The organism is Pseudomonas petroselini (genome assembly GCF_045037875.1).
GTDB classification, from domain to species: domain Bacteria; phylum Pseudomonadota; class Gammaproteobacteria; order Pseudomonadales; family Pseudomonadaceae; genus Aquipseudomonas; species Aquipseudomonas petroselini.
In genome coordinates this window covers 213,590-239,171 of record NZ_CP173614.1, presented here as the reverse complement: position 1 = coordinate 239,171, position 25,582 = coordinate 213,590, and the positions used below count along the sequence as shown (strand labels likewise).

At 62.2% G+C, this 25,582-nt stretch carries 23 protein-coding genes; 17 read left to right on the top strand and 6 right to left on the bottom strand.

Annotated elements, in window-relative coordinates:
* Positions 1–12: 12 nt before the first annotated feature.
* The 5 genes from pyrR to gshB all read right to left on the bottom strand — a co-directional run bounded on the left by pyrR (position 13) and on the right by gshB (position 3,770).
* Positions 13–519 (bottom strand): bifunctional pyr operon transcriptional regulator/uracil phosphoribosyltransferase PyrR, encoded by a 507-nt coding sequence (gene pyrR / locus ACI512_RS01175; protein ID WP_015886338.1) that lies wholly within the window; start codon positions 517–519, stop codon positions 13–15.
* Positions 520–592: 73 nt separating this feature from the next.
* Positions 593–1,030 carry a Holliday junction resolvase RuvX gene (ruvX, locus tag ACI512_RS01170; protein ID WP_003176676.1) on the bottom strand — a complete coding sequence of 146 codons (438 nt, stop codon included), beginning with the start codon at positions 1,028–1,030 and terminating at the stop codon, positions 593–595.
* Positions 1,030–1,599: a YqgE/AlgH family protein gene (locus ACI512_RS01165; protein WP_236379803.1), complete on the bottom strand. Its 570-nt coding sequence runs from the start codon at positions 1,597–1,599 to the stop codon at positions 1,030–1,032. Before ACI512_RS01165 ends, ruvX begins: the two co-directional genes overlap by 1 nt.
* A gap of 234 nt (positions 1,600–1,833) precedes the next feature.
* The gene (locus tag ACI512_RS01160) at positions 1,834–2,739 is read right to left on the bottom strand and encodes an energy transducer TonB (RefSeq protein ID WP_064054317.1); all 906 of its coding nucleotides are present in this window, start codon (positions 2,737–2,739) and stop codon (positions 1,834–1,836) included.
* A 77-nt stretch (positions 2,740–2,816) separates the two neighbouring features.
* A complete protein-coding gene (gshB, locus tag ACI512_RS01155; RefSeq protein ID WP_236379805.1) occupies positions 2,817–3,770 on the bottom strand; it encodes a glutathione synthase in 954 nt (317 codons plus the stop codon).
* Between the two features lie 239 nt (positions 3,771–4,009).
* On the opposite strand from gshB, the gene pilG reads away from it, so the two are divergent.
* The 9 genes from pilG to ACI512_RS01110 all read left to right on the top strand — a co-directional run bounded on the left by pilG (position 4,010) and on the right by ACI512_RS01110 (position 15,241).
* Positions 4,010–4,417 (top strand): twitching motility response regulator PilG, encoded by a 408-nt coding sequence (gene pilG / locus ACI512_RS01150; RefSeq protein WP_003176671.1) that lies wholly within the window; start codon positions 4,010–4,012, stop codon positions 4,415–4,417.
* Positions 4,418–4,463: 46 nt separating this feature from the next.
* Positions 4,464–4,829, top strand: a complete 366-nt coding sequence (pilH, locus tag ACI512_RS01145) for a twitching motility response regulator PilH (RefSeq protein ID WP_014720320.1) — start codon at positions 4,464–4,466, stop codon at positions 4,827–4,829.
* A gap of 12 nt (positions 4,830–4,841) precedes the next feature.
* On the top strand, positions 4,842–5,366 hold the full coding sequence (locus ACI512_RS01140) for a chemotaxis protein CheW (protein WP_236379807.1): 525 nt from the start codon (positions 4,842–4,844) through the stop codon (positions 5,364–5,366).
* Positions 5,363–7,414 (top strand): methyl-accepting chemotaxis protein, encoded by a 2,052-nt coding sequence (locus ACI512_RS01135; protein ID WP_015886334.1) that lies wholly within the window; start codon positions 5,363–5,365, stop codon positions 7,412–7,414. The genes ACI512_RS01140 and ACI512_RS01135 overlap by 4 nt, the downstream gene beginning before the upstream one ends.
* Before the next feature lie 106 nt (positions 7,415–7,520).
* Positions 7,521–13,340: an Hpt domain-containing protein gene (locus ACI512_RS01130; RefSeq protein WP_236379809.1), complete on the top strand. Its 5,820-nt coding sequence runs from the start codon at positions 7,521–7,523 to the stop codon at positions 13,338–13,340.
* A complete protein-coding gene (locus ACI512_RS01125) occupies positions 13,333–13,788 on the top strand; it encodes a chemotaxis protein CheW (RefSeq protein ID WP_015886332.1) in 456 nt (151 codons plus the stop codon). Before ACI512_RS01130 ends, ACI512_RS01125 begins: the two co-directional genes overlap by 8 nt.
* A 310-nt stretch (positions 13,789–14,098) precedes the next feature.
* Positions 14,099–14,275 (top strand): polymorphic toxin type 44 domain-containing protein, encoded by a 177-nt coding sequence (locus ACI512_RS01120; protein ID WP_405121583.1) that lies wholly within the window; start codon positions 14,099–14,101, stop codon positions 14,273–14,275.
* A complete protein-coding gene (locus tag ACI512_RS01115; protein WP_064054315.1) occupies positions 14,253–14,672 on the top strand; it encodes a hypothetical protein in 420 nt (139 codons plus the stop codon). The genes ACI512_RS01120 and ACI512_RS01115 overlap by 23 nt, the downstream gene beginning before the upstream one ends.
* A 329-nt stretch (positions 14,673–15,001) precedes the next feature.
* Positions 15,002–15,241, top strand: coding sequence for a DUF6124 family protein (locus ACI512_RS01110; RefSeq protein WP_043206036.1), 240 nt, complete (start codon positions 15,002–15,004; stop codon positions 15,239–15,241).
* Between the two features lie 277 nt (positions 15,242–15,518).
* Here ACI512_RS01110 and ACI512_RS01105 read toward each other — a convergent pair whose 3' ends face one another.
* On the bottom strand, positions 15,519–18,863 hold the full coding sequence (locus ACI512_RS01105; RefSeq protein WP_405121582.1) for a dermonecrotic toxin domain-containing protein: 3,345 nt from the start codon (positions 18,861–18,863) through the stop codon (positions 15,519–15,521).
* Between the two features lie 363 nt (positions 18,864–19,226).
* Between ACI512_RS01105 and mdcA the strand changes: the two genes are divergently transcribed.
* The 8 genes from mdcA (at position 19,227) to madL (ending at position 25,578) form a co-directional block, all read left to right on the top strand.
* On the top strand, positions 19,227–20,897 hold the full coding sequence (gene mdcA / locus ACI512_RS01100) for a malonate decarboxylase subunit alpha (RefSeq protein ID WP_064054313.1): 1,671 nt from the start codon (positions 19,227–19,229) through the stop codon (positions 20,895–20,897).
* Positions 20,898–21,731, top strand: coding sequence for a triphosphoribosyl-dephospho-CoA synthase (locus ACI512_RS01095; RefSeq protein ID WP_015886329.1), 834 nt, complete (start codon positions 20,898–20,900; stop codon positions 21,729–21,731).
* Positions 21,731–22,030 carry a malonate decarboxylase subunit delta gene (locus ACI512_RS01090; protein ID WP_015886328.1) on the top strand — a complete coding sequence of 100 codons (300 nt, stop codon included), beginning with the start codon at positions 21,731–21,733 and terminating at the stop codon, positions 22,028–22,030. Before ACI512_RS01095 ends, ACI512_RS01090 begins: the two co-directional genes overlap by 1 nt.
* Entirely contained in the window at positions 22,023–22,865 is an 843-nt protein-coding gene (locus tag ACI512_RS01085) for a biotin-independent malonate decarboxylase subunit beta (protein WP_046034952.1), read from the top strand. The genes ACI512_RS01090 and ACI512_RS01085 overlap by 8 nt, the downstream gene beginning before the upstream one ends.
* A complete protein-coding gene (mdcE, locus tag ACI512_RS01080) occupies positions 22,862–23,632 on the top strand; it encodes a biotin-independent malonate decarboxylase subunit gamma (RefSeq protein ID WP_231809851.1) in 771 nt (256 codons plus the stop codon). The genes ACI512_RS01085 and mdcE overlap by 4 nt, the downstream gene beginning before the upstream one ends.
* The gene (locus ACI512_RS01075; protein ID WP_043206034.1) at positions 23,626–24,222 is read left to right on the top strand and encodes a malonate decarboxylase holo-ACP synthase; all 597 of its coding nucleotides are present in this window, start codon (positions 23,626–23,628) and stop codon (positions 24,220–24,222) included. The genes mdcE and ACI512_RS01075 overlap by 7 nt, the downstream gene beginning before the upstream one ends.
* Positions 24,219–25,118: a malonate decarboxylase subunit epsilon gene (gene mdcH, locus ACI512_RS01070; protein ID WP_064054310.1), complete on the top strand. Its 900-nt coding sequence runs from the start codon at positions 24,219–24,221 to the stop codon at positions 25,116–25,118. The genes ACI512_RS01075 and mdcH overlap by 4 nt, the downstream gene beginning before the upstream one ends.
* A gap of 67 nt (positions 25,119–25,185) precedes the next feature.
* Positions 25,186–25,578 (top strand): malonate transporter subunit MadL, encoded by a 393-nt coding sequence (madL, locus tag ACI512_RS01065; protein ID WP_064054309.1) that lies wholly within the window; start codon positions 25,186–25,188, stop codon positions 25,576–25,578.
* Positions 25,579–25,582: the final 4 nt, after the last annotated feature.

Genomic DNA, 25,582 nt, shown 5'->3' with positions numbered 1-25,582 from the left:
TTACAAGGCGGTTTAAAGGGCGAGGTCTTGCAGTTCGAGTTCGAGCGGCGTGGGACCGGACAATTTTACCCGTTGGTGGGCTTGCAGCGACAGGGTGGCGCCGACCACATCCGGGCTGATCGGCAACTCACCGGCGTCCAGGTCCAGCAGGCACACCAGCGTCACGCTCGCCGGGCGACCATAGTCGAACAATTCGTTCATGGCGGCGCGGATGGTGCGACCGCTCATCAGCACGTCGTCGATCAGCACCAAGTGCTGGCCTTCGATTTCGAAAGGCAGCGCCGACGGACGCACTTGCGGGTGCAGGCCGTTCTGGCTGAAGTCGTCGCGGTAGAAGGACACATCCAGGGTGCCGAGGGGCGAGTCACTGCCCAGCGCTTCCAGCAACGCCTGGGCCACCCACACACCACCGGTGCGAATGCCAATGAAACGTGGCTCGCTGATGGCACGGTGTTGCAGATGGGCCGTGAGGTTTTTGGCCATTTGGCTGATCAGTTCGGCGGGGTTCGGCAAGCTCATGCAGGCTCCTTCAGGACCTTGGCGCAGGCAAGGTCCGGGCTCAAACGTAAAAAGACGCGGCAAGCCGCGTCAGTCAGGATTCAAATAAAGCGGTGTTTTCGTCCAGCCAACCCTGCAACAGCAGCGCGGCGGCGATGGCGTCCACGGGGTTGTCGCGGTAGCTGCCCTTCTGGCCGCCACGGTCACGGCGCTCACCCTTGGCTTCGAAGGTGGTCAGGCGTTCGTCGTGGGTATAGAAGGGGATGTTGTAGCGGCCATTGAGGCGTCGGGCGAATTTTTCCGCGCGCAGGCACATGTCGCTGGGCGTGCCATCCATGTTCAAGGGCAGGCCAACCACCACGGCGTCGGGCTTCCACTCTTTAATGAGGGCCTCGACCTGGTTCCAGTCCGGTATGCCGTTCTGGGCTTTCAAGGTGCACAGTTCGCGAGCCTGGCCGGTGATGACCTGGCCGACGGCTACGCCGATCTGCTTGGTGCCGTAGTCAAAACCGAGGATTAAGCGCAAAGCCATCAGGCGTGCCCCGCCTGGCTGGTCAGCAGGTTGAGGTTGACGCGCAGTTTGGCCGCGGCTGCCTCCAGGCGCAGTTCGCTGGGGGTGTTGAACAGGATTTCGGCGTCGAAGGGGCAGGTCAGCCACGCGTTGCTGACCAGCTCGGCTTCCAGTTGGCCGGCTTCCCAACCCGCGTAGCCGAGGGTGATCACGCTTTGCTCAGGGCCCACGCCGTCCGCGATGGCGAATAGCACGTCCTGTGAAGTGGACAGCGACACGCCTTCCAAGTCGACCGTGGCCTGGAACTTCGGCCCGGTGGGGTGTAGCACAAAGCCGCGATCGGTCTGCACCGGTCCGCCGATGTAGATCGGCACGCCCTGGCAGCGGGCTGGAGGGTCGACCTCGGGGCGCAGTTGCTCAAGGATATCCGCCAGGTTCAGCTCTTGCGGGCGGTTGATGACCAACCCCATGGCACCTTTGGCGGTGTGCTCGACGATGTAGGTCAAGGTCTGCGCAAAGTTCGGGTCGGCCATATGGGGCATGGCGATCAGGAATTGGTGCTTGAGGTAGGTCGGGCTGACATTTTTCATGTCCGCTAGTGTGGCGGTGGAGGGGCGAACTGACAAGCTGGGGTGGACCATAATTGTGGCAAACAGGGTTGTTGGGGTGAGCGGGCTTGCCCCGCGCTGGACTGCGAAGCCGCCCCAAAACCGGATGTTTCATTTTAGCTGGAGAACTTCAGTGCCTGGATTGGGGGGGCTTCGCCCCCCAGCGCGGGGCAAGCCCGCTCACCACAACAATCCTGCTTACCACAAAGGGCGTATTCAGTTGCTGGACAGGCGGTCGCCCTTGGCGAACTTCCAGGTGCGGATGATTTCAAGGCGGTCGACGTCGTTCAAGTCGCCGCTGAACGGGGCAAAGGGCGCGGCCAGGCGCACGATGCGCTGGGCGGCCTGGTCCAGCAGCGGCTGGCCTGACGATTCCAGCACCTGGACTTCATATAACGTGCCGTCGCGGTTGATCGACACCAGTAAGCGCAAATTGCCATAAATCTGCTGGCGCCGCGCTTCATCCGGGTAGTTGAGGTTACCGATACGCTCGACCTTCTTGCGCCACTCGTCCTTATACCAGGCGCCTTTGTCGCGCATGGTCGAGGCGGCGTTCAGCCGGTAGATGCGCGGGCGCTTGGCGTACAGCTGCTGTTCGTTGGCCAGCTCGGCTTCCAGGCTGGAAATCTCGTCGGAGAGTGTCGAACTGTCGAACGTCGGCGCGGGCTTCACGGGCTCGGGCGTCGGTTCGGTCTTGGTTTTTTCGCGCTGGGTCGGGGCTTTTTGCGGTTTGGGCGCGACGGTGGTCACCGCAGCCTTGGGCGCGGCCTGCTTCACCTCGGGCTTGGGCGCCGGCGGCGGGGTGACTTTATTCACCTTGTTGTCCTGGAACGGCGCCACTTCAGTGGTCTTGGGCACGGCCTTCTTGTCGAGGGTACCGCTGCCCTGCTGGTTGTCCTGGGCGAGAAAGTCAGCCTTCTCGGGCTTCTTTTCGCTCTTGAACGTGGCGAGGGTGATTTCCAGGGTTTTGCTGATCTGCTTGGGTTCGACCATTGTGAACCCAACGCCGAGGATCAAGGCCAGGTGAATAAGCGCAGCGAGGAACAGGGTAAATCCGAGCCGATCAGCCGGGCGCACGCCGCTATGGGAGAGTTCGGGGGGCAGTTCGGACGGGAGCGTCATGACAAAAAAACCAACATCGCGCGTTTCACAGGTGGCGCATGATAACGCAATGTTGGTGTGTGTCCGGCTGTTCTATGTCACTTGGCTTGTAGCTTGCGCTCAATGGCAGCCATCAACATTTCGCCGATGTTCGTGCCAAATGCGTTGTCGATCTCGCGAATGCACGTGGGGCTGGTGACGTTGATTTCAGTCAGGTTCTCGCCGATCACGTCCAGGCCGACAAACAGCAAGCCCTTTTCACGCAGGGTCGGGCCAACCTGGGCTGCAATCCAACGGTCCTTGTCCGACAGAGGGCGTGCTTCACCACGACCGCCGGCCGCCAGGTTACCGCGGGTCTCGCCAGCCGCCGGGATGCGCGCCAGGCAGTAATCCACCGGCTCGCCGTCGATCATCAGGATGCGCTTGTCGCCGTCCTTGATCGCCGGCAGGTAGGCCTGGCCCATGATTTGCTGGGTGCCCAGGGCGGTCAGGGTCTCCAGGATCACCGACAGGTTCGGGTCGCCCGCGCGGTGACGGAAGATCGAGGTACCACCCATGCCGTCCAGCGGCTTGAGGATCACATCGCTGTGCTTGGCAGCGAATTCACGCAGCACGTCGGCGCGGCGGCTGACCACGGTGGGCGGGGTGCACTGCGGGAAGAGGGTGGCGAACAGCTTTTCATTGCAGTCGCGCAGGCTCTGCGGCTTGTTCACGATCAGCACGCCGGCGCGCTCGGCCTGCTCCAGCAGGTAGGTGGAATAGACGAATTCCATGTCGAACGGCGGGTCCTTGCGCATCAGGATCACATCCAGATCGCTCAGCGGGCTATCGATTTCGTCCGACAGCTCGAACCACTTCTCAGGGTTGGCAAACACCTGCAGCGGACGCATGCGTGCGCGGGCCTCGCCGTCACCCTGGTAAAGATCGCGCTGCTCCATATAGAACAACGTCCAGCCGCGGGCCTGGGCGGCCAGGAGCATGGCCAGCGAGCTGTCCTTTTTATAGGAGATGCTGGCGATAGGGTCCATGACAATGCCGACGCGAACGCTCATGGGGGATTTCCTCTAGCAAATTAGGGCGCATAAAAGTGGCGTCAGAGTGGCGCTGTGGCTGTTGTGGGTCAAGGAAAAACCACCTGGCCGGTTGCTCGATAGATTGCGCCCGGAGACTGTGCTAAAAAGACTGCCACGGCGCAGCAGCCCTTGAATTCCAAGGCTTGCGGCGCTCATCCTGTGCAACATCAGGCAGTACACACCGAAAACCGATTCGCTGTGGCGATGGCAGAGCAGATATGGAACAGCATTCCAACGCCTTGAGAGTGATGGTGATCGACGACTCAAAGACGATCCGCCGTACCGCTGAAACCTTGTTGAAGAACGTGGGGTGCGATGTCATCACGGCCATCGACGGTTTCGATGCCCTGGCCCGGATTGTCGATCATCACCCGCACATCATCTTTGTCGACATCATGATGCCGCGCCTGGATGGCTATCAGACCTGCGCCCTGGTGAAGAACAACCCGGCGTTCAAGTCGATCCCGGTGATCATGCTGTCCTCCAAGGACGGCCTGTTCGACAAGGCCAAAGGGCGTATCGTCGGCGTCGATCAGTTTTTGACCAAGCCTTTCAGCAAGGAAGAACTGCTGAGTGCGATCAAGGCCTACGTGCCCGGCTTCGCCGCAGTAGAACAAGCACACTGACGTCGCCTCACGAGGGTCGGCGCGAACTTATGTAGCGGGGAAAACCATGGCACGTGTTCTGATCGTCGACGATTCGCCGACCGAAATGTACAAACTGACCGGCATGCTGGAAAAGCATGGCCATCAGGTTCTCAAGGCCGAAAACGGTGCGGACGGCGTGGCCCTGGCCCGCCAGGAAAAACCCGACGCCGTGCTGATGGACATCGTGATGCCGGGCCTCAATGGCTTCCAGGCCACCCGCCAACTGTCCAAGGAGCCGGAAACCAACGGCATCCCGATCATCATCATCACCACCAAAGACCAGGAAACCGACAAGATCTGGGGGGCGCGCCAGGGCGCCAAGGATTACCTGACCAAGCCGGTGGATGAAGAAACCCTGATCGCCACCCTGAACAAGGTGTTGGCCGGCTGACGGTTCGCCATCATGACCGAGTCGCAAACCGCCTTCGAGCTGCTGTTGGACATCGACCGGCGTTGCCGCCTGCTGGCCGCCGACCTGCCGTCCCAGGAAGCCCGCCTGCAACGTTGGAGCGGGATCGGTTTTCGCTTGGGGCTGCACTGGTATGTGGCACCCATGGGCGAAGTTGCCGAAGTCCTGCATGAACCGCGCTGCACGCTGATGCCCGGGGTCAAGGCCTGGGTCAAGGGCGTGGCTAACCTGCGTGGGCGCCTGTTGCCGGTGATGGACCTGGGTGGGTTTCTCGGGCTTGAACTGTCCAAGGCGCGCAAACAGCGGCGCGTATTGGTGGTGGAATTCAACGACTTGTTTGTCGGGCTGCTGGTGGACGAGGTGGTGGGGATGCAGCATTTCGCACAAGACGCACTGCTGGCGAGCGCCGCGCCCGGTGTTCCGTTTATCCAGGGCCAGTTCGAGGGCGACCAGCAGTGGCAGGTCTTCAGCCCATTCGCCCTGGCCCAGGCTCCAGGCTTCATGGATGTTGCCGCATGACCACCGCCACCACGCCAAAACCCCAGGCCGGCTCGCGCAGCCGCTCGCAGATCATCGTGCTGTTCATCGCACTGATCGTGTTCATCATGTTGCTGTTCGCCAACTTTGCGTACCTCAACACCCAGTCCACCTATGACAAACAGTACATCGGCCACGCCGGTGAGCTGCGCGTGCTGTCCCAGCGCATCGCCAAGAACGCCACCGAAGCCGCCGCCGGCAAGGCCGCCGCGTTCAAGCTGCTGGGCGATGCGCGCAACGACTTCGCCCAGCGCTGGGGCTACCTGAAAAAAGGTGACCCGGAAACCGGCCTGCCTGCCGCGCCCAACGCCGTGCGCGCCGAAATGCGCGCGGTGCAGACCGACTGGGAAGCGCTGCTGAAAAACACCGACGCCATCCTTGCCAGCGAACAGACCGTGTTGTCCTTGCATCAGGTCGCCGCGACGTTGGCCGAAACCGTGCCGCAGTTGCAGATGGAGTCGGAAAAGGTCGTCGATATCCTCCTGCAGCGTGGCGCCCCGGCCAGCCAGGTAGCCTTGGCCCAGCGCCAGTCACTGTTGGCCGAACGGATCCTTGGCGCGGTGAACACCGTACTGGCCGGCGACGAAACCGCCGTGCAGGCCGCCGACGCCTTTGGCCGTGACGCCAACCGCTTCGGCCAGGTGCTCAACGGCATGCTCCAGGGCAACCCCGGCCTGCGCATCACCCAGGTCGAAGACCGCGACGCCCGTGCGCGGCTGGCGGAAATCGCCGAGCTGTTCGAATTTGTCTCCGGCTCCGTGGATGAAATCCTCGAGACCTCGCCGCAACTGTTCCAGGTCCGCGCCTCGGCGAGCAATATTTTCAACCTGTCGCAAACCCTGCTCGATGAAGCCTCGCACCTGGCCACCGGTTTTGAAAACCTGGCCAGCGGGCGCAGTTTCGACACCATCGGCGGTTATGTGCTGGGGCTGTTGGCGCTGACCTCGATCATCCTGATCGGCCTGGTGATGGTGCGCGAGACCAACCGCCAGTTGCATGAAACCGCCGAGAAGAACGAACGCAACCAGAACGCGATCATGCGCCTGCTGGATGAAATCGAAGACCTGGCCGACGGCGACCTCACCGTGACGGCCTCGGTGACCGAAGACTTCACCGGCACCATCGCCGACTCCATCAACTACTCCGTCGATCAACTGCGCGACCTGGTCGCCACCATCAACCTCACCGCCGGGCAAGTCGCCGGTGCGGTGCAGGACACCCAGGCCACCGCGATGCACTTGGCCCAGGCGTCGGAGCACCAGGCCCAGCAGATCGCCGAAGCGTCCACGGCGATCAACCAGATGGCCCAGTCCATCGACCAGGTGTCGGCCAACGCCGCCGAGTCCTCGGCGGTGGCGGAGCGCTCGGTGGAGATCGCCAACAAGGGTAACGAGGTGGTGCACAACACCATCCACGGCATGGACAACATTCGCGAACAGATCCAGGACACCGCCAAGCGCATCAAGCGCCTGGGTGAGTCGTCCCAGGAGATTGGCGACATCGTCAGCCTGATCGACGACATTGCTGACCAGACCAACATCCTCGCCCTCAACGCCGCGATCCAGGCGAGCATGGCCGGTGACGCCGGGCGCGGCTTTGCGGTGGTGGCCGATGAAGTGCAACGGCTGGCCGAGCGCTCGTCGGCGGCCACCCGGCAAATCGAAACCCTGGTACGGGCGATCCAGGCTGACACCAACGAAGCGGTGATCTCCATGGAGCAGACCACCACCGAAGTGGTGCGCGGCGCGCGGCTGGCCCAGGACGCCGGGGTGGCGTTGGAAGAGATCGAAGGCGTGTCGAAAACCCTGGCGGCGCTGATCCAGAGTATTTCCAACGCGGCGCAGCAACAGACCTCGTCGGCGGGGCAGATCTCCCTGACCATGAACGTGATTCAGCAGATCACTACCCAGACCTCGTCGGGCTCCACGGCCACCGCCGAAAGCATCGGCAACCTGGCGAAAATGGCCAGCCAGCTGCGCCGGTCGGTGTCGGGGTTTACCTTGCCGCCGCCAAAGCAGGTCGACGATTGAAATGCAGTACCAATGTGGGAGGGAGCTTGTCCCCTCCCACATTTGATCTCTATCTGTCTTGAGATCTCGCACCACCAGCAACCCACGAATTCTAAGCGGAGCAGTTATGGTTGATCGGCACGACTACGTGGCCCTCGAATGGGTCAAGGGCGACATTGCCGAAACCCTGCAACAGGCCCGTTCGGCGCTGGATGCGTACGTCGAAACCACTGACGGCGACGCGATCAGCGAATGCCTGGCCGGCATCCATCAGGTGCATGGCGCGCTGCAAATGGTCGAGTTCTACGGTGCGGCCCTGCTGGCCGAGGAAATCGAAGCACTGGCCCTGGCTCTGCAAGCCGGCCATGTGAGCCAGCGCGACGAAAGCATCCGCCTGCTGCAACAGGCCCTCAACCAATTGCCGCTCTACCTGGACCGCGTGCACAGCGCCCGTCGCGACCTGCCGCTGGTGGTATTGCCGCTGCTCAACGACCTGCGCAGCGCCCGCGGCGAAAGCCTGCTGTCGGAGACCAGCCTGTTCAGCCCGCAACTGCTGACCATCGCGCCGTTGCCCGATGAAGCCCTGGCGCAACGCGCGGTGCCCGACCTGAAAGAGCAACTGCGCCAGTGGCATCAGCTGCTGCAACAGGCCCTGGCCGGGCTGCTGCGCGAAGACCACGGCCCCAGCAACCTGGAGGACATGGCGCGGGTGTTCGCGCGTCTCGAAGCCTTGTGCCAGGGCGCGCCGTTGTTGCCGCTGTGGCAAGTCACCTCGGCGCTGGTCGAAGGCATGCTCATCGGCGTGATCGCCAACAGCCCAGCGCTGCGCAGCTTGCTCAAGGCCAGTGACAAACAGCTCAAGCGCCTGCTCGCCCAAGGCATCGGCGGCATCAACCAGCCGGCGCCGGATGAGTTGCTCAAGAGCTTGCTGTTTTATGTGGCCAAGGTCACCCGGCCGACACCGCGCATGCAAAGCCTCAAGGAACGCTACGGCCTGGATGAAGCCTTGCCGGACAGCACGGTGGTCGATGCCGAACGCGCACGCCTGGCCGGGCCGGATCGCAACGCCATGGGCTCGGTGCTGGGTGCATTGTGTGAAGAGTTGGTGCGGGTAAAAGAACGCCTCGACCTGTTCGTACGCAGCGACCGTCAGCACACCAGCGACCTCGACGCGCTGCTCGCGCCACTGCGGCAGATCGCCGACACCTTGGCGGTGCTGGGCTTCGGCCAGCCGCGTAAAGTCATCATCGACCAGCTTGCCGTGGTGCTGAGCCTGGCCCAGGGCCAACGCGAGCCCAACGATGCTGTGCTGATGGACGTCGCCGGCGCCTTGCTCTATGTCGAAGCCACACTGGCCGGCATGGCCGGCACCGTGGAGCCGGAAAGCCGCGAAGAAAGCCGCCTGCCCACCACCGACCTGACCCAGATTCACCAACTGGTGATCCGTGAATCTTGCCAGTGCCTCAAGCAAGCCAAGGAGCTGGTGATCGATTGCATCGAAGCCGACTGGGACCGCCAGCGCCTTGAGTCCCTGCCGGAACTGCTGAGCCAGGTGCGCGGCGCCCTGGCCATGATCCCTTTACCCCGCGCGGCGAGCCTGATGCGCGGTTGCACGGACTACGTCGATGAACAGTTGATGGGCAACGACGCGCCGCCGACCGAGCGGCAACTGGCGCATTTTGCCGACGTGATCAGCAGCCTGGAGTACTACCTCGAACGGATGCTCCAAGACCCCGATGCCGCAGGCGAACGGGTGCTGGAGCTGGCCACCCAAGGCCTGGCGGCGCTGGGTTACCTGCCTGCCGAGAAACCCTGGCGCCAAGCCCTGGTTGCACCGGATGGAGCACTGGCGGTGGAGGCCGCGCCGAGCCAGTCGCAGTTCGACGCGCTGGCCAGCCCCACGTCGCGCCTGAACCCGCCGGCCCTGCAACGCCCCGGTAGCCTGCTGCCGCCACCGGCCGACGAAGAGCTCATCGACGATGAACTGCGCGAGGTCTTCCTCGAGGAAACCGACGAAGTCCTCGACGTTCTGCACCGTTACCTGCCCAACAGCGCGGACAAAACCGCCCAGGGCGAAATGCGCCGTGCTTTCCACACCCTCAAGGGCAGCGGCCGCATGGTCCGCGCACTGGTCCTGGCCGAGTTGGCCTGGGCTGTGGAAAACCTGCTCAATCGCGTACTGGAACGCAGCGTAGCCCTGAGCCCCGAGGTGCAACAGGTGCTGGATGAAGCGGTGGCCTTGCTGCCGGAGTTGATCGCCGACTTCGCCACCGACGACCAGCGCCAGCGCGATGAAGTCGACGCCCTGGCCGCCCGCGCTCACGCCTTGGCCAGCGGTACGCCGCAGCCGTCTGCCGAACCCCATGACCCGATGCTGCTGGAGATCTTCCGCAACGAAGTCCAAAGCCATCTGGACAGCCTCAATCACTTCCTGCAACAGGCCGCCGAGCATGTACCGCTGCACGTCAGCGATGAACTGCAACGCGCCCTGCACACGCTCAAAGGCAGCGCCTACATGGCCGGCGTGCTGCCCATCGCCGAACTGGCGCGCCCGCTGGACCACCTCACCCGCGAATACAAGGCACACCGCCTGCCGCTGGACCTGGACGAAGTGGAGTTGCTGCTCGAAGCCGAGAGCTTGTTCCAACGCGGGCTGCGTGATCTGGACAGCGACCCGTTGGCGCCGATCAAAGGCGCAGAGGACCTGATCAACCGCACCCAAAGCCTGCTGGACCAGCAGCTTGAAGCATTGCTCGACGCCCCGAATACCGGCCTGCGTATCAAGCGCGACCCGCAACTGATCGCCAACTTCCTGGCCCAGGGCATGGACATTCTGCTCGACGCCGAAAGCCTGCTGCGCCGCTGGCAACAGCATCCCGGCGAACGCCAGGAACTCACCGCGCTGCTGGACGAACTGACCACCCTGGGGGAGGGCGCGCACGTCGCCGACCTGCACGCCATCGACGCACTCTGCGAAGCGCTGCTCGACCTCTATGGCGCGGTGGAGGAGAGCAGCCTGGCGGTGAGCGAGCGGTTTTTCCACGAGGCCGAGCAGGCCCATGAAGCCTTGATCAACATGCTCGACCAATTGGCGGCCGGGCAGGAAATCAGCCCGGCGCCGGCACGGGTACAGGCGTTGCGCGAGTTGCTGGATGAGGCCCTCGACCCGTCGGCCACCGGCCTGATCAAAAGCGACGGCAGCCGCGCCTTGAGCATCTCCGAGCTGGGGGCGGCCACGGCGCAATTGGATCAGCCAACGACGATGGACGATGAGATCGTCGAGATCTTCCTGGAAGAGGCCGTGGACATCCTCGACAGCGCCGGGCAGTCGCTCAAACGCTGGTTGCTGGAGCCGGATAACGCGGGACCGTTGTCCTCGTTGCAACGTGACCTGCACACCCTCAAGGGCGGCGCGCGCATGGCCGAAATCGGGCCGGTGGGTGACCTTGCCCACGAGCTGGAATGTTTGTATGAAGGGCTGGTGGACCGTCGCTACAGCTACTCTCCCGAGCTGTCGCTGTTACTGATGGCCAGCCATGAGCGGCTGGCCTTGCAGCTTGATGAATTGCAACAGCAACGGCCCCTGAGCGATGCCGGCGAGTTGATCGCCCAATTGCGTGGATTCCGCCAGGGCAGCACACCGACGGCACCGACCGAGGCTGCGCAAGCCTCGGGAGCTGATCCTGAATTGCTGGATATCTTCCTCGAAGAAGCCGCCGACATTCTCGACAGCTCAGGCAGCGCTTTGCTGCGTTGGCAGGCCGAGCCCGGCAGCCGCCAGGAAGTCGAAACCCTGCTGCGCGACCTGCACACCCTCAAGGGCGGCGCGCGCATGGTCGAGATCGGGCCTATCGGCGATCTGGCCCATGAACTGGAGTTTCTCTACGAAGGGCTGTCCGCAGGCCTGCTGGCGCCGTCCGCCGAGCTGTTTGCGTTGCTGCAAGGCTGCCACGACCGTCTGGCGCAGATGATCGACGCGGTGGCCGACGGTTTGCCGGTCGGCTCGGTGGACAAGCTCATCGAGCGAATCAAAAGCCTGGTGCACCCCAGCGACGAACCGGTGACACCGGTGGCGTTGCCGACGGGCAAGGCGGAGGCCGTGGTAGACCCGGCCGCCGACATGGTGAAGATCTCTGCCGAGCTGCTCGACGACTTGGTCAACCTGGCCGGTGAAACCTCGATCTTCCGTGGCCGTATCGAGCAGCAAGTCAACGACGCCCGCATTGCCCTGACCGAAGTGGAAACCACGATCGAGCGCATGCGCGACCAACTGCGGCGTCTCGACACCGAAACCCAGGGCCGCATCCTCAGTCGCCAGCAGGCCGAGGCCGAGCGCCTGGGTTATGAAGAATTCGACCCGCTGGAAATGGACCGCCACTCGCAGTTGCAGCAATTGTCCCGCGCGCTGTCCGAGTCCGCTTCCGACCTGCTCGACCTCAAGGACACCCTTGAGCGCCGCAACGAGGACGCGCACGACCTGTTGCAGCAACAGGCGCGCATCAACACCGAGTTGCAGGAAGGCCTGATGCGCACGCGCATGGTGCCGTTCGAACGCATGCTGCCGCGCCTCAAGCGTATCGTGCGCCAAGTGGCGGGTGAGCTGGGCAAGGACGTGGAATTCATCGTCGGCAACGCCGAGGGCGAGATGGACCGCAATGTGCTGGAACGCATGGCGGCACCGCTGGAGCACATGCTGCGCAACGCCGTCGACCATGGCCTGGAGTCCCGCGATGTGCGGCTGTTGGCCGGTAAGCCCGAGAAAGGCCGCATCACCCTGGACCTGACCCACGAAGGCGGCGACATCGTTTTCGACATGCGCGATGACGGCGCAGGTGTACCGCTGGAGGCCGTGCGGCGCAAGGCGATCAAGCGTGGTTTGCTGGGCCCGCATCAAGAGATCAGCGACCGCGACGTGTTGCAGTTCATCCTGCAGCCGGGCTTCTCCACCGCCGAAAAGATCACGCAGATTTCCGGACGCGGCGTGGGCATGGACGTGGTGCATGAGGAAGTGCGTCAGCTTGGCGGCTCGATGGTCATTGATTCGACGCCGGGCGAGGGTGTGCATTTCCGTATTCGCTTGCCGTTTACCGTGTCGGTCAACCGTGCGCTTATGGTGCAATGTGCGGACGACCAGTACGCGATTCCGCTCAACACCATCGAAGGTCTGGTGCGGGTGCTGCCCCATGAGCTGGCGGGCCATTACCAGCAAGACCCGCCGTGTTATGAATACGCCGGCCAGCGCTATGAGCTGTTCTACCTGGGCGACCTGCTGCACACCGTCAGCCGCCCGAAACTGCTGGGCCAGTACCAGCCGGTGCCGGTGCTATTGGTGCAGTGCAACGAGCGGCGTGTGGCCATCCATGTGGACGCCATGGCCGGTACGCGGGAGATTGTGGTCAAGGGCCTGGGCCCGCAGTTTGCCGGGGTGCAGGGCCTGTCGGGCGCGACGATTCTGGGCGACGGGCGCGTAGTGCTGATCATCGATTTGCTCGCGCATATCCGCGCCCGCCAGCCGGCCTTGCCGGCCCAGTCGGTCGATGCGCCGCTGATCCTCAACGACCCCTTGAAAAAACGCCCGTTGCTGGTGCTGGTGGTGGACGACTCCGTCACCGTGCGCAAAGTCACCAGCCGCCTGCTGGAGCGCAACGGCATGAACGTGCTCACCGCCAAAGACGGCATCGACGCCCTCGCTGTGCTCGAAGAACACACCCCGGACCTGATGCTGCTCGACATCGAGATGCCGCGCATGGACGGCTTTGAAGTCGCCACCCAGGTGCGCAACGACCCACGGCTGATGCGCCTGCCGATCATCATGATCACCTCGCGCACCGGCCAGAAACACCGCGACCGCGCCATGGCCATCGGCGTCAACGACTACCTCGGCAAGCCGTACCAGGAATCGGTGCTGCTCGAAAGCATCGCCTACTGGAGCAAGTCCCATGCTTGACCACCGCACCAGCCAACTCACCGGCCTGCTGCTGCCGCTGGCCGACCGCCACCTGGTGCTGCCCAACGTTGCCATTGCCGAGCTGATCGACTTCCAGCGCGGTGAGCCCGCCAGTGATGCGCCGCCGTGGTATTTGCGGCAAGTGACCTGGCGCGATCGGCAGATACCGCTGATCAGCTTTGAAGCGGTGTGCGGTGAAGCCAGCATGACCGGCGAACGCTCGCGAATCGTAGTGTTGAACGCGTTGGGCGGGCGACCGACGTTGAAGTTTATCGCGCTGGTGATTCAGGGCATCCCTCGCTCGTACAAGCTCGACAGCGAGTTGAGTTATGTGGACGTGCCGCTGTGCCCGCTGGAGTTGGCGGCGGTGCAGGTAGGGGAGCATGTGGCGAAGGTGCCGGACTTGATGGGGTTGGAAGCGCTATTGGTCGAGTCCGGCTTGGCCTGACCCCTCATTCTCAATCCCAGTGAATATCAAAATGTGGGAGGGGGCTTGCCCCCGATGGCTGACTGTCATTTGAATACTTCTATACCTGAACCACCGCAATCGGGGGCAAGCCCTGTCTTACATTTGATCCTCTGTGTTTGACCGGCCGTCGCGACCCTAGCCGTCCAAAAATGTCGGAACTGAATGTTATTTGTGTAAGTAATTTCTTTAACTGGATTGGGCCGGTTTTCTGGCCTGAGTGGGATGCTAGGTTCGGCGCTTCCCTATGCCAGTAAGGACACGCAAATGGCTGTGCCGTTAATGCCTCCCGGTGTTAGGCATTCCCGATCATGTGTTACTGCGGGCTGCAGGAGTTGCTCAAACCATCGCCAAAACCACTCTGCCGGACTTTGGCTCATGGTGGGGAGGTGACCCTTTTGGTGATGACCCGCGAGATCAATATTGGATAAGGAGAGGTATCGAGTATGCGATTTCACAAGGCTACTGAAGGCCTCATACCGATCCTGCGTAACTGCCTGCTGGTGGGCTGCCTGATTTATATCGCAGGCAGTTGGTTAATATCGCCCGGAACACCGGATTTGGACGAAGTGGTGTTGAAGCATTCCTTGGGCAACGGCTCCTCGATCTACGGCGCGCGGGATGGCCAAGGCGGTGCGACGGTGGGCTTTTCATACCGCTACTACGTGCATAGGAACTTGAGTAACGATCGGGAAATACTCACCACATTGGTGTCGGCGCATCCTTTTCTGAAAACCAAGGAACCTAATGTTCAAGTGAGTGAGCATGAGGGCGTGCTTCTATTGGATATTCAGGGGCGAGTGTATGAGTACAACAGCTATGCCCTCGAAGGTCTTGGCCCGATCAAGGTGGTGATGGGGTTGTGATGGACTGGCCTTCGGATTTTTCCTGCAAGATTTTGGGCCGTGCATGAACTTGTCGCGTGCAGCCAGCGCGCCTAGCCTTCGTCCCGTCATCGCAAAAAACGGTGACACGGACGTGCAAGTCCGGTTACATGTCGGCGCACCGGCGCCCATAGCCATTCAACGGGCGTTTTTATGCCTGCTGTATTTGTTATGGCGGCTGTGCGTGGGAGATCCCTCGGGGTCTGCCGGGGTCCGATATGCCCGGTCTTGCACACCTGCGCACAGCTGCCACCTTAGTTCGCGTGCAAGCGGCAGATGGCAGTCTCCATCCCATATCGGAGCTGTAAATCATGATCAAACCTACCCCCAATCCGCCCCTCTTCACCGTAAACCCTCACCAAGACACCGAAACCTTGCTGGTCAACGCCAGCGAAACCCTGTCCTCCCTCAACGCACTCACCTGCAATCTAGCCTTCGACCTGGACACTACCCAGCGCGCCATCATGCTTGGGATTCAGCAAATGGCAGCGTTGGGGCAACTGTTGGTGGATCAAGCACTGGAACAAATTTCCCCGTCCATGGCGGCATAAAACTTTATCGTTCCCAAAAAAGGGACCTATCGATTAATGCCAGTCAGTTAAGGGCAAACACTTTACCTGTGGCGAGGGAGCTTGCTCCCGTTGGACTGCGCAGCAGTCCCAGTCTTTTGAAACAAAGAGCTGGGGTCGCTTCGCGGCCCAGCGGGAGCAAGCTCCCTCGCCACAGGTTATTTTTTACCCTTTCTACGTCTTAACTGACTGGCATTAACCTATCGTTCCCTCTCTGGGACTCATTGGCCGCCGCCATGCGTCTGCCTGCAAGGCGGGGTCAGGTTGTCAAAGGTGTTCTCCCATGCGAAATAATGCGCTGGGTCAAATCAGCGTTCGGTCCGCTTCGATAGGTCGTTGGAATGGAAAACGGTGTTTCCAGGTAAAAGATATGAGGGTTGTCAGGGCTTTGGATGAGGTTCAGTCCCGATGTATTCACTTCGTAGTGATACGTCATTTTATCCTGCCAATTGCCGAATTTACGCCGCCCGAAGATGGTCTCGGACAGCTGCTTGCTGGGCATATCGTCTGGCGCCAGGTCCGTAAAGTAGTGCCGGCCTTTTCCTCGGGGAAGGGGGTCACCCTTCAAATTGGTATCTGAAGGGCTGAAAGCGCGGTCGGCGTTGAACTTGGCATGGCGATCTTTCGCTACATATTTGTAGAAAACGGTTTTGCCTTTGACAGGCGGTTCCAGCTGCGCTTTTTCACCGGGGAAGGCCTCTGGCACTCGGGGGCGTTTAGTGAGTGGTTGACCGTTTGGCGTATGTCCTGAAGTCGAAACAGCGGGCTCCAGCGGGCGTTTTATTGGGGTGCCTGCTGGCAATCTGCTCGCTCGCCATTCACCGTTGGTGGCACGCACCAGGTTCTCCCTTCGTCGAAAGAACGTTGATCTCGTCGCAGGCTCATTGGGGTCCAGGATGGAAACCCTTCCGGACCGTGCATGAAAGCTTGAATCGATCAGGTACACCTTGCTGACCTCAGTCGCGTCGGTATAACGCACGTAGCAATTTTCGCCAACCTGATAGGTGCCATTCGCCTTCATCGGGACGCCTTTGATGACGTCGTCCGGAACGCTGAAAGCGCTCAGGTCCCGCTTTGGGGCTGGCGTGTCAACCACGGAAGGGCGTAGCGGTGTGGGTGGCGGCGTGTGGCTGGATGCTGGGCGTAAAGGCGCTGTGCGAACACTCGAGAGACGTGTCGGTGCCCCGGTACCATCGGCATACACCGCAGGCCCCAGGCCGGGCCCCTTGACCAGCCGCGGCAGCGTTTTCCCGTTGGCACGCAGGGCCCTCAGGCCAGTCTTTGCCAATCGGGCTCCCGCCGAAAGGCCTTTGCCAACCACTGGCAACAGATCAAGCAGTGCAAAGCCCACTTCAACTCCGAACAGGACTTTGTTGATTCTCGATTGAGCCGCGACTTCCGCGCTGCTCACAGATTGGTGGTCCGCTTTGTCGATGAGCAACTGCACGTGCTGTTTGTACAGCTCATCCTGAACGTTACCTTCTATGGGCTGGAGTGTCGTGCCGGCGCCCGTCAGCTTGAGCACCTTGACGAGCAAATCAATGGCCTTGAAAGGGTTCGTCAGCTGGCCGGTTGCTTGCTCCTTGAGCGCATCATAGGCTTTGGCCACGTCATCTTTATTGACGGGTGATTTCCTGCTTGCGGTGTAGACCCGCCATTCGTTTTTCTCCAGCAAGGTATTCAGCGCATTCTGGTCTGCTACTTCACGAAACGACATGCCGTCGGGCGCACCCGGTGTGTACAGGACCAGCGAGTCATCCGTCTGATTGCCAATCACCATCACCCCCTGTACCGGTATCCCTCGCTGGATAAGGGCATTGGCGGTGATGGTTTTTCCATCGACCTGAGGCCGGTCGGCCGGGTCGGGATTGCCCAGCACGGCGGCAACCCATTGCGCGCCTCGCTGGGTGGTGGTGTCGAGCGTTGCTTTTGCCTTGTAAACATCCGGGTTGAGTTCTGCCAGAAGCGCATCCTTTTCCAGGCTATCGCTCAGGTTGGCTTTCCATGCTTTGCGAATCTCGCTCGCGGGCCCTGACTCGGTATCCGTGGCCAGCGTTTCCTTGAGCAGCTTGGTGTATTCGCCACCGACATCTGCGGTATTGACCAGCGTCTTAAGCTGCTCGGTGGTCCAGATGACCTGCTTGCCGCTAACGTCCAGGATAGGTTTGCCTTGGGAATCGGTGAGCGGCAACGTAAAGGTAGTTTCGGTGAAGTGACTGCTTTCAGCGGTTGGGAACTCGGTGGGGTTTTTCAGCGCCAGATCTGTCAGCGACACGTTGTGGGTTTTGATAAACGGCGTTTCATTGCTGCTGGGTCGACTGAGATGAATCCGGGTCTTCGTTGTAACCGTTACCTTTAACTGGTCTGCATCCAACCGCCCAGGCGGAGATAGCCTTTGGATGGCCGCCGTGATCCTGTCCCGGGCGAAGGATGCCAGGTCAGGGATCTTTTCCAGCAGGGACGCCAGCGTGCGCGTGCTTTGTTTTTCGGCATGCTCCAGGTGGTCGAACAGTGCTATTTGTTTCGGGCTCAGGTTTTTCAGCCACTGGGGTTGCAGCTTATCGGCCAGCTTGGCGTCGCGTGCTGACAGCGCATTGCTACCGTCGAGCAAGTACGACCAGTCGGCGGATTCCTCGAGAGCCTCCAACGCAGTCTGCTCTGTCAGCAGGTTGCCACCGGATTGCGTGAATGCCTGGGCAGCTTTTGCCTGGATTTCCTCTTGCTGACGCTTGAGCATCCAGGGTATCCCTTCGGCCAGCACATCCCCGGTCAGCGGTTCAGCGCTGAGCATCAGGTCATCCCCGGTGGGGGGATCGTCACGGTTTTGCATGGCCAGTGGCATCTGTTGCAACAGCAGGTCGGCAGTGGCACCCCCTTGTTCAAGGCGATCGGCCAATGCCTGGCGTGCCTGGGCGGGAGTGGTGAACTCCTCGAAACCTTCACCGGGTGTATACAACACCACGGGGCCATTGGCATCGTTGAGCGGGAGCGCGCGGCCGTTCGGCCATGTGGGTTCTGTGGCCCAGGAATTATCGGTCTTGGTGATGAGAAAAGCGCCGGCCAGCAGCGCACCGCGTTCGGTGCCGTCATCGACGGTGATCGGGTAAACCCCAGGTCGGGCACCGTTGGCGAAGGCATGCTCGCGTTCGGCCAGCGTGGGGTGTTGCAGCGCGGCATCAATCAGCTGTTTGCTGGCCGGGGTCAATGTGCCGTCGCTCACGCGCAGCGCCGCCAGGACCGACAGTTGTTGCTTGTGCAGGGTCAGTAGCTGGTTTTGCGGCGCCTCCAGCGTGCGCGGTTCTCTCTCCTTCGGACGGGGCGTGGTCCAGAACGCCTGCAGGCTCTTGGGGTATTGGGTGGCGATGTTCTTGGTGATGGCGTGCTGCGTCGTTTCGGCATTGAGCGGCCTGACGTCTGGAAAGGCTTGCTCACGTTGCGTCTGCACAAAAGCTTTGAGGCTGGGTTGCTGGCTGTGTAGGCGTTGAATCTGGGCACTCAGACTTTCATGTTGACGGATGAGAAGTTCCTCGTCGCTGATATTGTGGCGTATTGCTAGATTGGGACGATCCACCGTGACCGGCGGTATGCCCGGTGATGTGGGCAAGTGATAGCCGTTGGGTAAATAGGTTGACGTGGGTGAAGCGAGGGCAGGCTGCTGTTGGGTAATAGTCTGTGCCGCAGACGGGGTAACGGGCTGTGAGGGGGGCGGAGGCGATTCGGGGGGGCGGGTTTCCATCAATCGAGCAGTTTGGGTCATAAAGACATCTCGCAAGGTGATTGTGCAGTAATAACTACTTTCTTCGCATGCCGTTAGATGGGTGAATATTTGAGGCTGTCGGGTTCCCGTTGAAGTTTAAGAAAGTAAGCATCGTTACTCTCACCGTAACTGTTGCTCAACCAGCGTGATTGATCGCCCGGTTGGTCATCCCTAAGGTAGTCCCACGACAGCAAACCTCGTGGAGCGACCATGACAACAACAATTACCCCCGACTCGCGCTGGACGCGGCGGCGCGACGAGAAGCAGCGGCGGCTCGGGCTGGTCAAGAAATACGCAGACGGGGTGGTGTTGCCCAGTGACAGGATCGTCGAGGCGCTTGAGGCGCTGATCCTGCCCGGCGACCGTGTGGTGCTGGAGGGCAATAACCAGAAACAGGCAGATTTTCTCTCGCGTTCCCTTGCCAAAGCCGACCCGGCCAAGCTCCACGATTTGCACATGATCATGCCCAGTGTTGGCCGTTCCGAGCACCTGGACCTGTTTGAAAAAGGCATCGCGCGCAAGCTGGACTTCTCCTTCGCCGGCACCCAATCCCTGCGCATCAGCCAGTTGCTCGAAGACGGCCTGCTGGAAATCGGCGCGATCCACACCTACATCGAGCTCTACGCGCGGCTGGTGGTGGACCTGATTCCCAACGTGGTGCTCTCGGCCGGCTTCATGGCCGACCGCGCCGGCAATATCTACACCGGCGCCAGCACCGAAGACACGCCGGCGCTGATCGAGCCTGCCGCTTTCAGCGATGGCATCGTGATCGTGCAGGTCAACCAGTTGGTGGACGACGTCACCGATTTGCCCCGTGTCGACATCCCCGCCAGTTGGGTGGATTTCGTGGTGGTGGCCGACAAGCCGTTCTACATCGAGCCGTTGTTCACCCGCGACCCACGTCACATCAAGCCGGTGCATGTGCTGATGGCGATGATGGCGATCCGTGGCATCTACGAAAAACACAATGTGCAGTCGCTCAACCATGGCATCGGCTTCAACACCGCCGCCATCGAGCTGATCCTGCCCACCTACGGCGAATCCCTCGGTCTCAAGGGCAAAATTTGCCGCAACTGGACCCTCAACCCGCACCCCACGTTGATCCCCGCGATTGAAAGCGGCTGGGTGCAAAGCGTGCACTGCTTCGGCACCGAACTGGGCATGGAGAACTACATCGCCGCGAGGCCGGATGTGTTCTTCACCGGTCGCGACGGCTCGATGCGCTCCAACCGGATGTTCTGCCAGCTCGCCGGCCAATACGCGGTGGACCTGTTTATCGGTGCCACCCTGCAGGTCGACGGCGACGGCCATTCCTCCACCGTGACCCGTGGCCGACTCGCCGGTTTTGGCGGCGCACCGAACATGGGGCATGACCCACGCGGTCGCCGTCACGGCACGCCGGCCTGGCTGGATATGCGCCACGACGATGCGCCCGAAGCCTTGTTGGAACGCGGTAAAAAACTCGTGGTGCAAATGGTCGAGACCTTTCAGGAAGGCGGCAAACCCACCTTTGTCGACACCCTCGACGCCGTCGAAGTCGCGCGCAAAAGCGGCATGCCGCTGGCACCGATCATGATCTACGGCGATGACGTCACCCACTTGCTCACCGAAGAGGGCATCGCCTACCTGTACAAGGCGCGCTCCCTCGAAGAGCGCCAGGCGATGATCGCCGCTGTCGCAGGCGTCACGGCCATCGGCATGCGCCACAACCCTAAAGACACCGCGCGCATGCGCCGCGAAGGCCTGATCGCTTTGCCCGAAGACTTGGGCATCCGCCGCACCGACGCCACCCGCGAGCTGTTGGCCGCCAAAAGCGTGGCCGACTTGGTGGAGTGGTCCGGTGGCCTGTACAACCCGCCCGCCAAATTCAGGAGCTGGTAAATGCGCGCCCTCAAACTGCATGAACTCAGCCTCGCGGATCGCCTGGCGGATAGGGCCGTCGATGCGCTGATCGATGAAGCGGACCTGTCGCCCAAACCCGCCTTGGTGGACCGGCGTGGCAACGGCGCCCACAGCGATTTGCACCTGGGCCTGATGCACGCCTCGGCGTTGTCGCTGTGGCCGATGTTCAAGGAAATGGCCGAGGCCGCGATTGAACACGGTGAAGTCGGCTTGCCCCTGCGTGAAGCGCTCGGGCGTATTGGTCGTGAAGGTGAGCAAGCGATGCTCATCACCACCCACGGCGTGAACACCCATCGCGGTGCGATCTGGGCCCTTGGCTTGTTGACGGCGGCTGCCGCGTTGGAACCACGCGCCGTCACGCTGACGGCAGCCAAACTGGCCTTGCTCAACGACCGCTACGCCCCGCAGCCCATGAGCCACGGTGCCCAGGTCGCCCAACGTTATGGCGCACGCGGCGCCCGTGAAGAAGCGCAACTGGGCTTCCCGTCCGTGGTGCAACGCGGCTTGCCGCAACTGCACAGAAGCCGCCAGCAAAACGCCGGCGAACAGAACGCCCGCCTGGACGCCTTGCTCGCGATCATGACGGACCTGGCCGACACCTGCGTGCTCTACCGCGCCGGCACCGAAGGCCTTCAAGCCATGCAACACGGCGCCCAGGCCGTGCTGGATGCCGGCGGCAGCGCAACCCTGGCCGGTCGCCGCCAGTTGCACGCGCTGGACCTCCAACTGCTGGCCCTGAATGCCTCCCCGGGTGGCGCCGCCGACCTGTTGGCCGCCTGCCTGTTTATCGACCGCCTCGACGGAGCGTTGTGATGGAAACCTTATCCTTTGAATTCCCCGCCGGGCAGCCGCCAAAAGGCCGTGCGTTGGTGGGTTGCGTCGGCTCGGGCGACCTGGAAGTGCTGCTGGAACCGGGCACGCCTGGCACCCTGACCATTCAGGTACAGACTTCGGTGAATGGCGCCGAACAGCGCTGGCAGCATCTGTTCGAACGCATCTTCCAAGAGCAAACCCCACCGGCCTTGAACATTGATATCCACGACTTCGGCGCCACCCCCGGCGTGGTGCGCTTGCGCCTGGAGCAGGGTTTCGAGGAGATCGGCCATGACTGACTTACTCGCCAAACACAGCTTCGTTGAACTGGGCGCTCGGCAGCGCGCCAAGGCCTTGCTGGACGCGGGCTCTTACCGCGAATTGATCGACCCGTTCCAGCGCGTCATGTCACCGTGGCTCAGCCGCCAAGGCGTGGTGCCGCAGGCCGATGACGGCGTGGTGATTGCCAAGGGCAGTATCGACGGAAAACCTGTGGTCATTGCCGCCATCGAAGGTAACTTTCAGGGCGGCAGCCTTGGCGAAGTGGGCGGCGCGAAAATCGCCGGCGCCTTGGAGCTGGCAGCCGAAGATAACCGCAAAGGCATCCCGACTCGCGCGGTGTTGCTGCTGGAAACCGGTGGCGTGCGCCTGCAGGAAGCCAACCTCGGCCTGGCCGCCATCGCGGATATCCACGCGGCGATTGTCGACCTGCGCCAGTACCAGCCGGTGATCGGCGTGGTGGCCGGCAGCGTCGGTTGTTTTGGCGGCATGTCCATCGCCGCCGGGTTGTGCAGTTACCTGGTGGTCACGCGCGAAGCCCGCCTGGGCCTGAATGGCCCGCAAGTCATCGAACAGGAGGCCGGCCTGGAGGAGTACGACTCCCGCGACCGGCCTTTCATCTGGAGCCTCACGGGCGGTGAGCAACGGTTCAACAGTGGCCTGGCCGACCGTTATGTGGCGGACGATGTGGCCGAGATTCAACAGACCGTCAGCGCATTGCTGCAACAAGGCCTGCCCACCCAACAACGCAGCCGCCAGCCCGCGTACTACCTGGCGCGCCTGGCCGAACTGGATGCCACGGCGCAGATCGACCCGGCGACGGTGCGCGAGCTGTATCAAGGAGAACGCTCATGAGAGGTTTGCAGTGGTTCGACGCGCTGAGCGCGGGTGCGACGTCTGTCGAGGGGTTGCCGAACTCCCTGAAAGTGGCCGACGGCCTGTTGGGCGAGCACGCCGTGCGCTTTATTGCCGTGGTCACTGACGCGCAAAACCGCTTCCCGCGTGCGCGTAATGGCGAAGTCGGCTTGCTCGAAGGCTGGGGCTTGGCCAACGCGGTGGATGAAGCCATCGCCCGAGGCGACAAACGCCCGATCATCGCCATCGTCGACGTGCCCAGCCAAGCCTATGGCCGGCGCGAAGAAGCCCTCGGCATCCACCAGGCCCTGGCCGCCGCCGCCGACAGTTACGCCCGCGCTCGACTCGCCGGGCACCCGGTGATTGCGCTGTTGGTGGGCAAGGCCATGTCCGGCGCCTTCCTCGCCCACGGCTACCAGGCCAACCGCCTGATCGCCTTGCGCGACCCCGGCGTGATGGTGCACGCCATGGGCAAGGCTTCGGCCGCGCGGGTGACGTTGCGCAGTGTTGAAGAACTGGAAGCCCTGGCCGCCAGCGTGCCGCCCATGGCCTATGACATCGACAGTTATGCCAGCCTCGGTTTGCTCTGGGAGACCTTGTCGGTCAGCCAGATCGAACAGCCCACGGCGGACGACGTGGCGCGGGTCAGCGATTGCCTGGTGCATGCAATCAAGGATATCGGCAGCACCGACTTGAGCGGGCGCCTCGGTGCAACCCATCGCGCAGCCTCCAGCCACGTACGCCAGTTGCTGCGGGAGCAATGGTGAACGCCCACGATTTGCTCTGGGGCATGACCCCGGCGCATCTGCCTGCCGAGGCTCCGGCCTGGGCGGTGGAAGCGATCAGCGCCGGACACCCGGTGGTGGTGCGTCGCGCCATCGCCGCACCGGGCTACGTGGCGGTCGGCGTGCGCGGGCGCCTGCGGGAGCAGCGTTTCGCCGCCGAGATGCCCATGGCAGCGGTGCAGCGGCGCGTGATACCCGAAGCGTTGCGCGGTGTGATCTCGCCACGGGATTTGCCGGCGTTGCGAGCGCTCGCAGCCCTGCGGCGGGTGCTGACGCAGGAGACCTGGGGCGTCACGGGCAGCGCGGGCTTCGAATTGGCCAGCGGGATCGAAGCGCTGCATGCACAGAGTGACCTGGATTTAATTCTGCGCACACCCGAGCCTTTGGCTCGAGGTGATGCACACGACCTGCTGGCGATCCTGGAGACGGCGGCGTGCGCCGTGGACCTGCAACTGCAGACTCCATTTGGCGCCGTTGCCTTGCGCGAATGGGCGAGTGGCTCACGCCGCGTGCTGCTTAAAACCGCCAGCGGTGCGCACTTGGTGCTTGATCCTTGGCAGGCCGTGGCATGAGCAGCCTTCTGGTGTTCCCGGGGCAGGGCGCCCAACGGCCGGGCATGCTCCAGGCGTTGCCGGCCGAGGTGTTGGAGCAGGCCAGCGATGCGCTGGGTGAAGATGTTCGTGCATTGGATTCGGCTGAGGCTCTGGCGAATACCCGCGCGGTACAACTCTGCCTGTTGATCGTCGGCGTGGCCCACGCCCGCCTGCTGCAACACGCCCCGGATTACGTCGCGGGCCTGTCCATCGGTGCCTACCCGGCGGCGGTGGTCGCCGGCGCTTTGGACTTCAACGATGCTATCAAACTCGTCAGCCTGCGCGGTGAGCTGATGCAGAACGCTTATCCACAGGGCTACGGCATGACCGCGCTGATTGGCCCTGAGTTATCCACCGTCGAAAGCGTGCTGGCCGACATACACAGTGCTGAAACCCCGGTGTACCTGGCCAATATCAATGCCGACAACCAGACCGTCATCGCCGGCAGCAACGCGGCCATGCAGCGTGTCGCCGACCGCATCAAAGGCAACGGCATCGCCAAGCGCCTGGCCGTCAGCGTGCCGTCCCATTGCGCGTTGCTGGAAGCGCCTGCCCAGGCCCTGGCGCGCGCCTTCGTGCCGCTCAAGGCGCCGCGCATCACCTACCTGAGCAGCACCCGCGCGCGGCCGATCCATCACCCCGAGCAATTGCGCGATGACCTGGCCTTCAACATGTGCCGCGTCGTCGACTGGCGCGGCACCGTGCAAAGCGCCTATGAGCGCGGTGTGCGCCTGCAAATCGAACTGCCTCCGGGCGCGGTGCTCACCGGCCTGTCACGCCGGGTGTTTGAACAGGGCACGGTGATCGCCTGCGAAGGCGCACGCCTGGACACCTTGCAGGCCCTGCTGCAAGAGGAGGAACGCCGCCACCGATAAAGCACCACCCAAGGCTTTCGAAGCACAAAAACAACAATTTCGATCGAGCACTTTGAGGACAACAACAATGATTATTTACGGTGTGGCGTTTCTGGCGTTTTGTACGCTTGTAGGGCTGTTTGTGGGCGAGTTGCTCGGTAAGTGGCTGGGCATTCCGGCCAACGTCGGCGGGGTGGGGATCGCCATGTTGCTGCTGATCGGCCTGGGCAGCTACTTGCAAAAACGCGGCTTGTTTGTGGGCAAGTCCGAGCAGGGCCTGACGTTCTGGGCGGCGATTTATATTCCGATTGTGGTGGCGATGGCGGCGCAGCAAAACGTCTATGGCGCGATCAAGGGTGGGCCGATGGCAATTCTGGCGGGCACCCTGGCGGTGGTGTTGGGTTTTGCGTTGGTACCGGTGCTGGTGCGTATCGGCAACCGTGAACCAAGTGCTGTTGTTACCACTAAAGAAGCCGGGTGATCGC

Coding starts and splice junctions, on each gene's coding strand:
- pyrR (WP_015886338.1), bottom strand. CDS start 519: ATGAGCTTGCCGAACCCCGCCGAACTGATCAGCCAAATGGCCAAAAAC.
- ruvX (WP_003176676.1), bottom strand. CDS start 1,030: ATGGCTTTGCGCTTAATCCTCGGTTTTGACTACGGCACCAAGCAGATC.
- ACI512_RS01165 (WP_236379803.1), bottom strand. CDS start 1,599: ATGAAAAATGTCAGCCCGACCTACCTCAAGCACCAATTCCTGATCGCC.
- ACI512_RS01160 (WP_064054317.1), bottom strand. CDS start 2,739: ATGACGCTCCCGTCCGAACTGCCCCCCGAACTCTCCCATAGCGGCGTG.
- gshB (WP_236379805.1), bottom strand. CDS start 3,770: ATGAGCGTTCGCGTCGGCATTGTCATGGACCCTATCGCCAGCATCTCC.
- pilG (WP_003176671.1), top strand. CDS start 4,010: ATGGAACAGCATTCCAACGCCTTGAGAGTGATGGTGATCGACGACTCA.
- pilH (WP_014720320.1), top strand. CDS start 4,464: ATGGCACGTGTTCTGATCGTCGACGATTCGCCGACCGAAATGTACAAA.
- ACI512_RS01140 (WP_236379807.1), top strand. CDS start 4,842: ATGACCGAGTCGCAAACCGCCTTCGAGCTGCTGTTGGACATCGACCGG.
- ACI512_RS01135 (WP_015886334.1), top strand. CDS start 5,363: ATGACCACCGCCACCACGCCAAAACCCCAGGCCGGCTCGCGCAGCCGC.
- ACI512_RS01130 (WP_236379809.1), top strand. CDS start 7,521: ATGGTTGATCGGCACGACTACGTGGCCCTCGAATGGGTCAAGGGCGAC.
- ACI512_RS01125 (WP_015886332.1), top strand. CDS start 13,333: ATGCTTGACCACCGCACCAGCCAACTCACCGGCCTGCTGCTGCCGCTG.
- ACI512_RS01115 (WP_064054315.1), top strand. CDS start 14,253: ATGCGATTTCACAAGGCTACTGAAGGCCTCATACCGATCCTGCGTAAC.
- ACI512_RS01110 (WP_043206036.1), top strand. CDS start 15,002: ATGATCAAACCTACCCCCAATCCGCCCCTCTTCACCGTAAACCCTCAC.
- mdcA (WP_064054313.1), top strand. CDS start 19,227: ATGACAACAACAATTACCCCCGACTCGCGCTGGACGCGGCGGCGCGAC.
- ACI512_RS01095 (WP_015886329.1), top strand. CDS start 20,898: ATGCGCGCCCTCAAACTGCATGAACTCAGCCTCGCGGATCGCCTGGCG.
- ACI512_RS01090 (WP_015886328.1), top strand. CDS start 21,731: ATGGAAACCTTATCCTTTGAATTCCCCGCCGGGCAGCCGCCAAAAGGC.
- ACI512_RS01085 (WP_046034952.1), top strand. CDS start 22,023: ATGACTGACTTACTCGCCAAACACAGCTTCGTTGAACTGGGCGCTCGG.
- mdcE (WP_231809851.1), top strand. CDS start 22,862: ATGAGAGGTTTGCAGTGGTTCGACGCGCTGAGCGCGGGTGCGACGTCT.
- ACI512_RS01075 (WP_043206034.1), top strand. CDS start 23,626: ATGGTGAACGCCCACGATTTGCTCTGGGGCATGACCCCGGCGCATCTG.
- mdcH (WP_064054310.1), top strand. CDS start 24,219: ATGAGCAGCCTTCTGGTGTTCCCGGGGCAGGGCGCCCAACGGCCGGGC.
- madL (WP_064054309.1), top strand. CDS start 25,186: ATGATTATTTACGGTGTGGCGTTTCTGGCGTTTTGTACGCTTGTAGGG.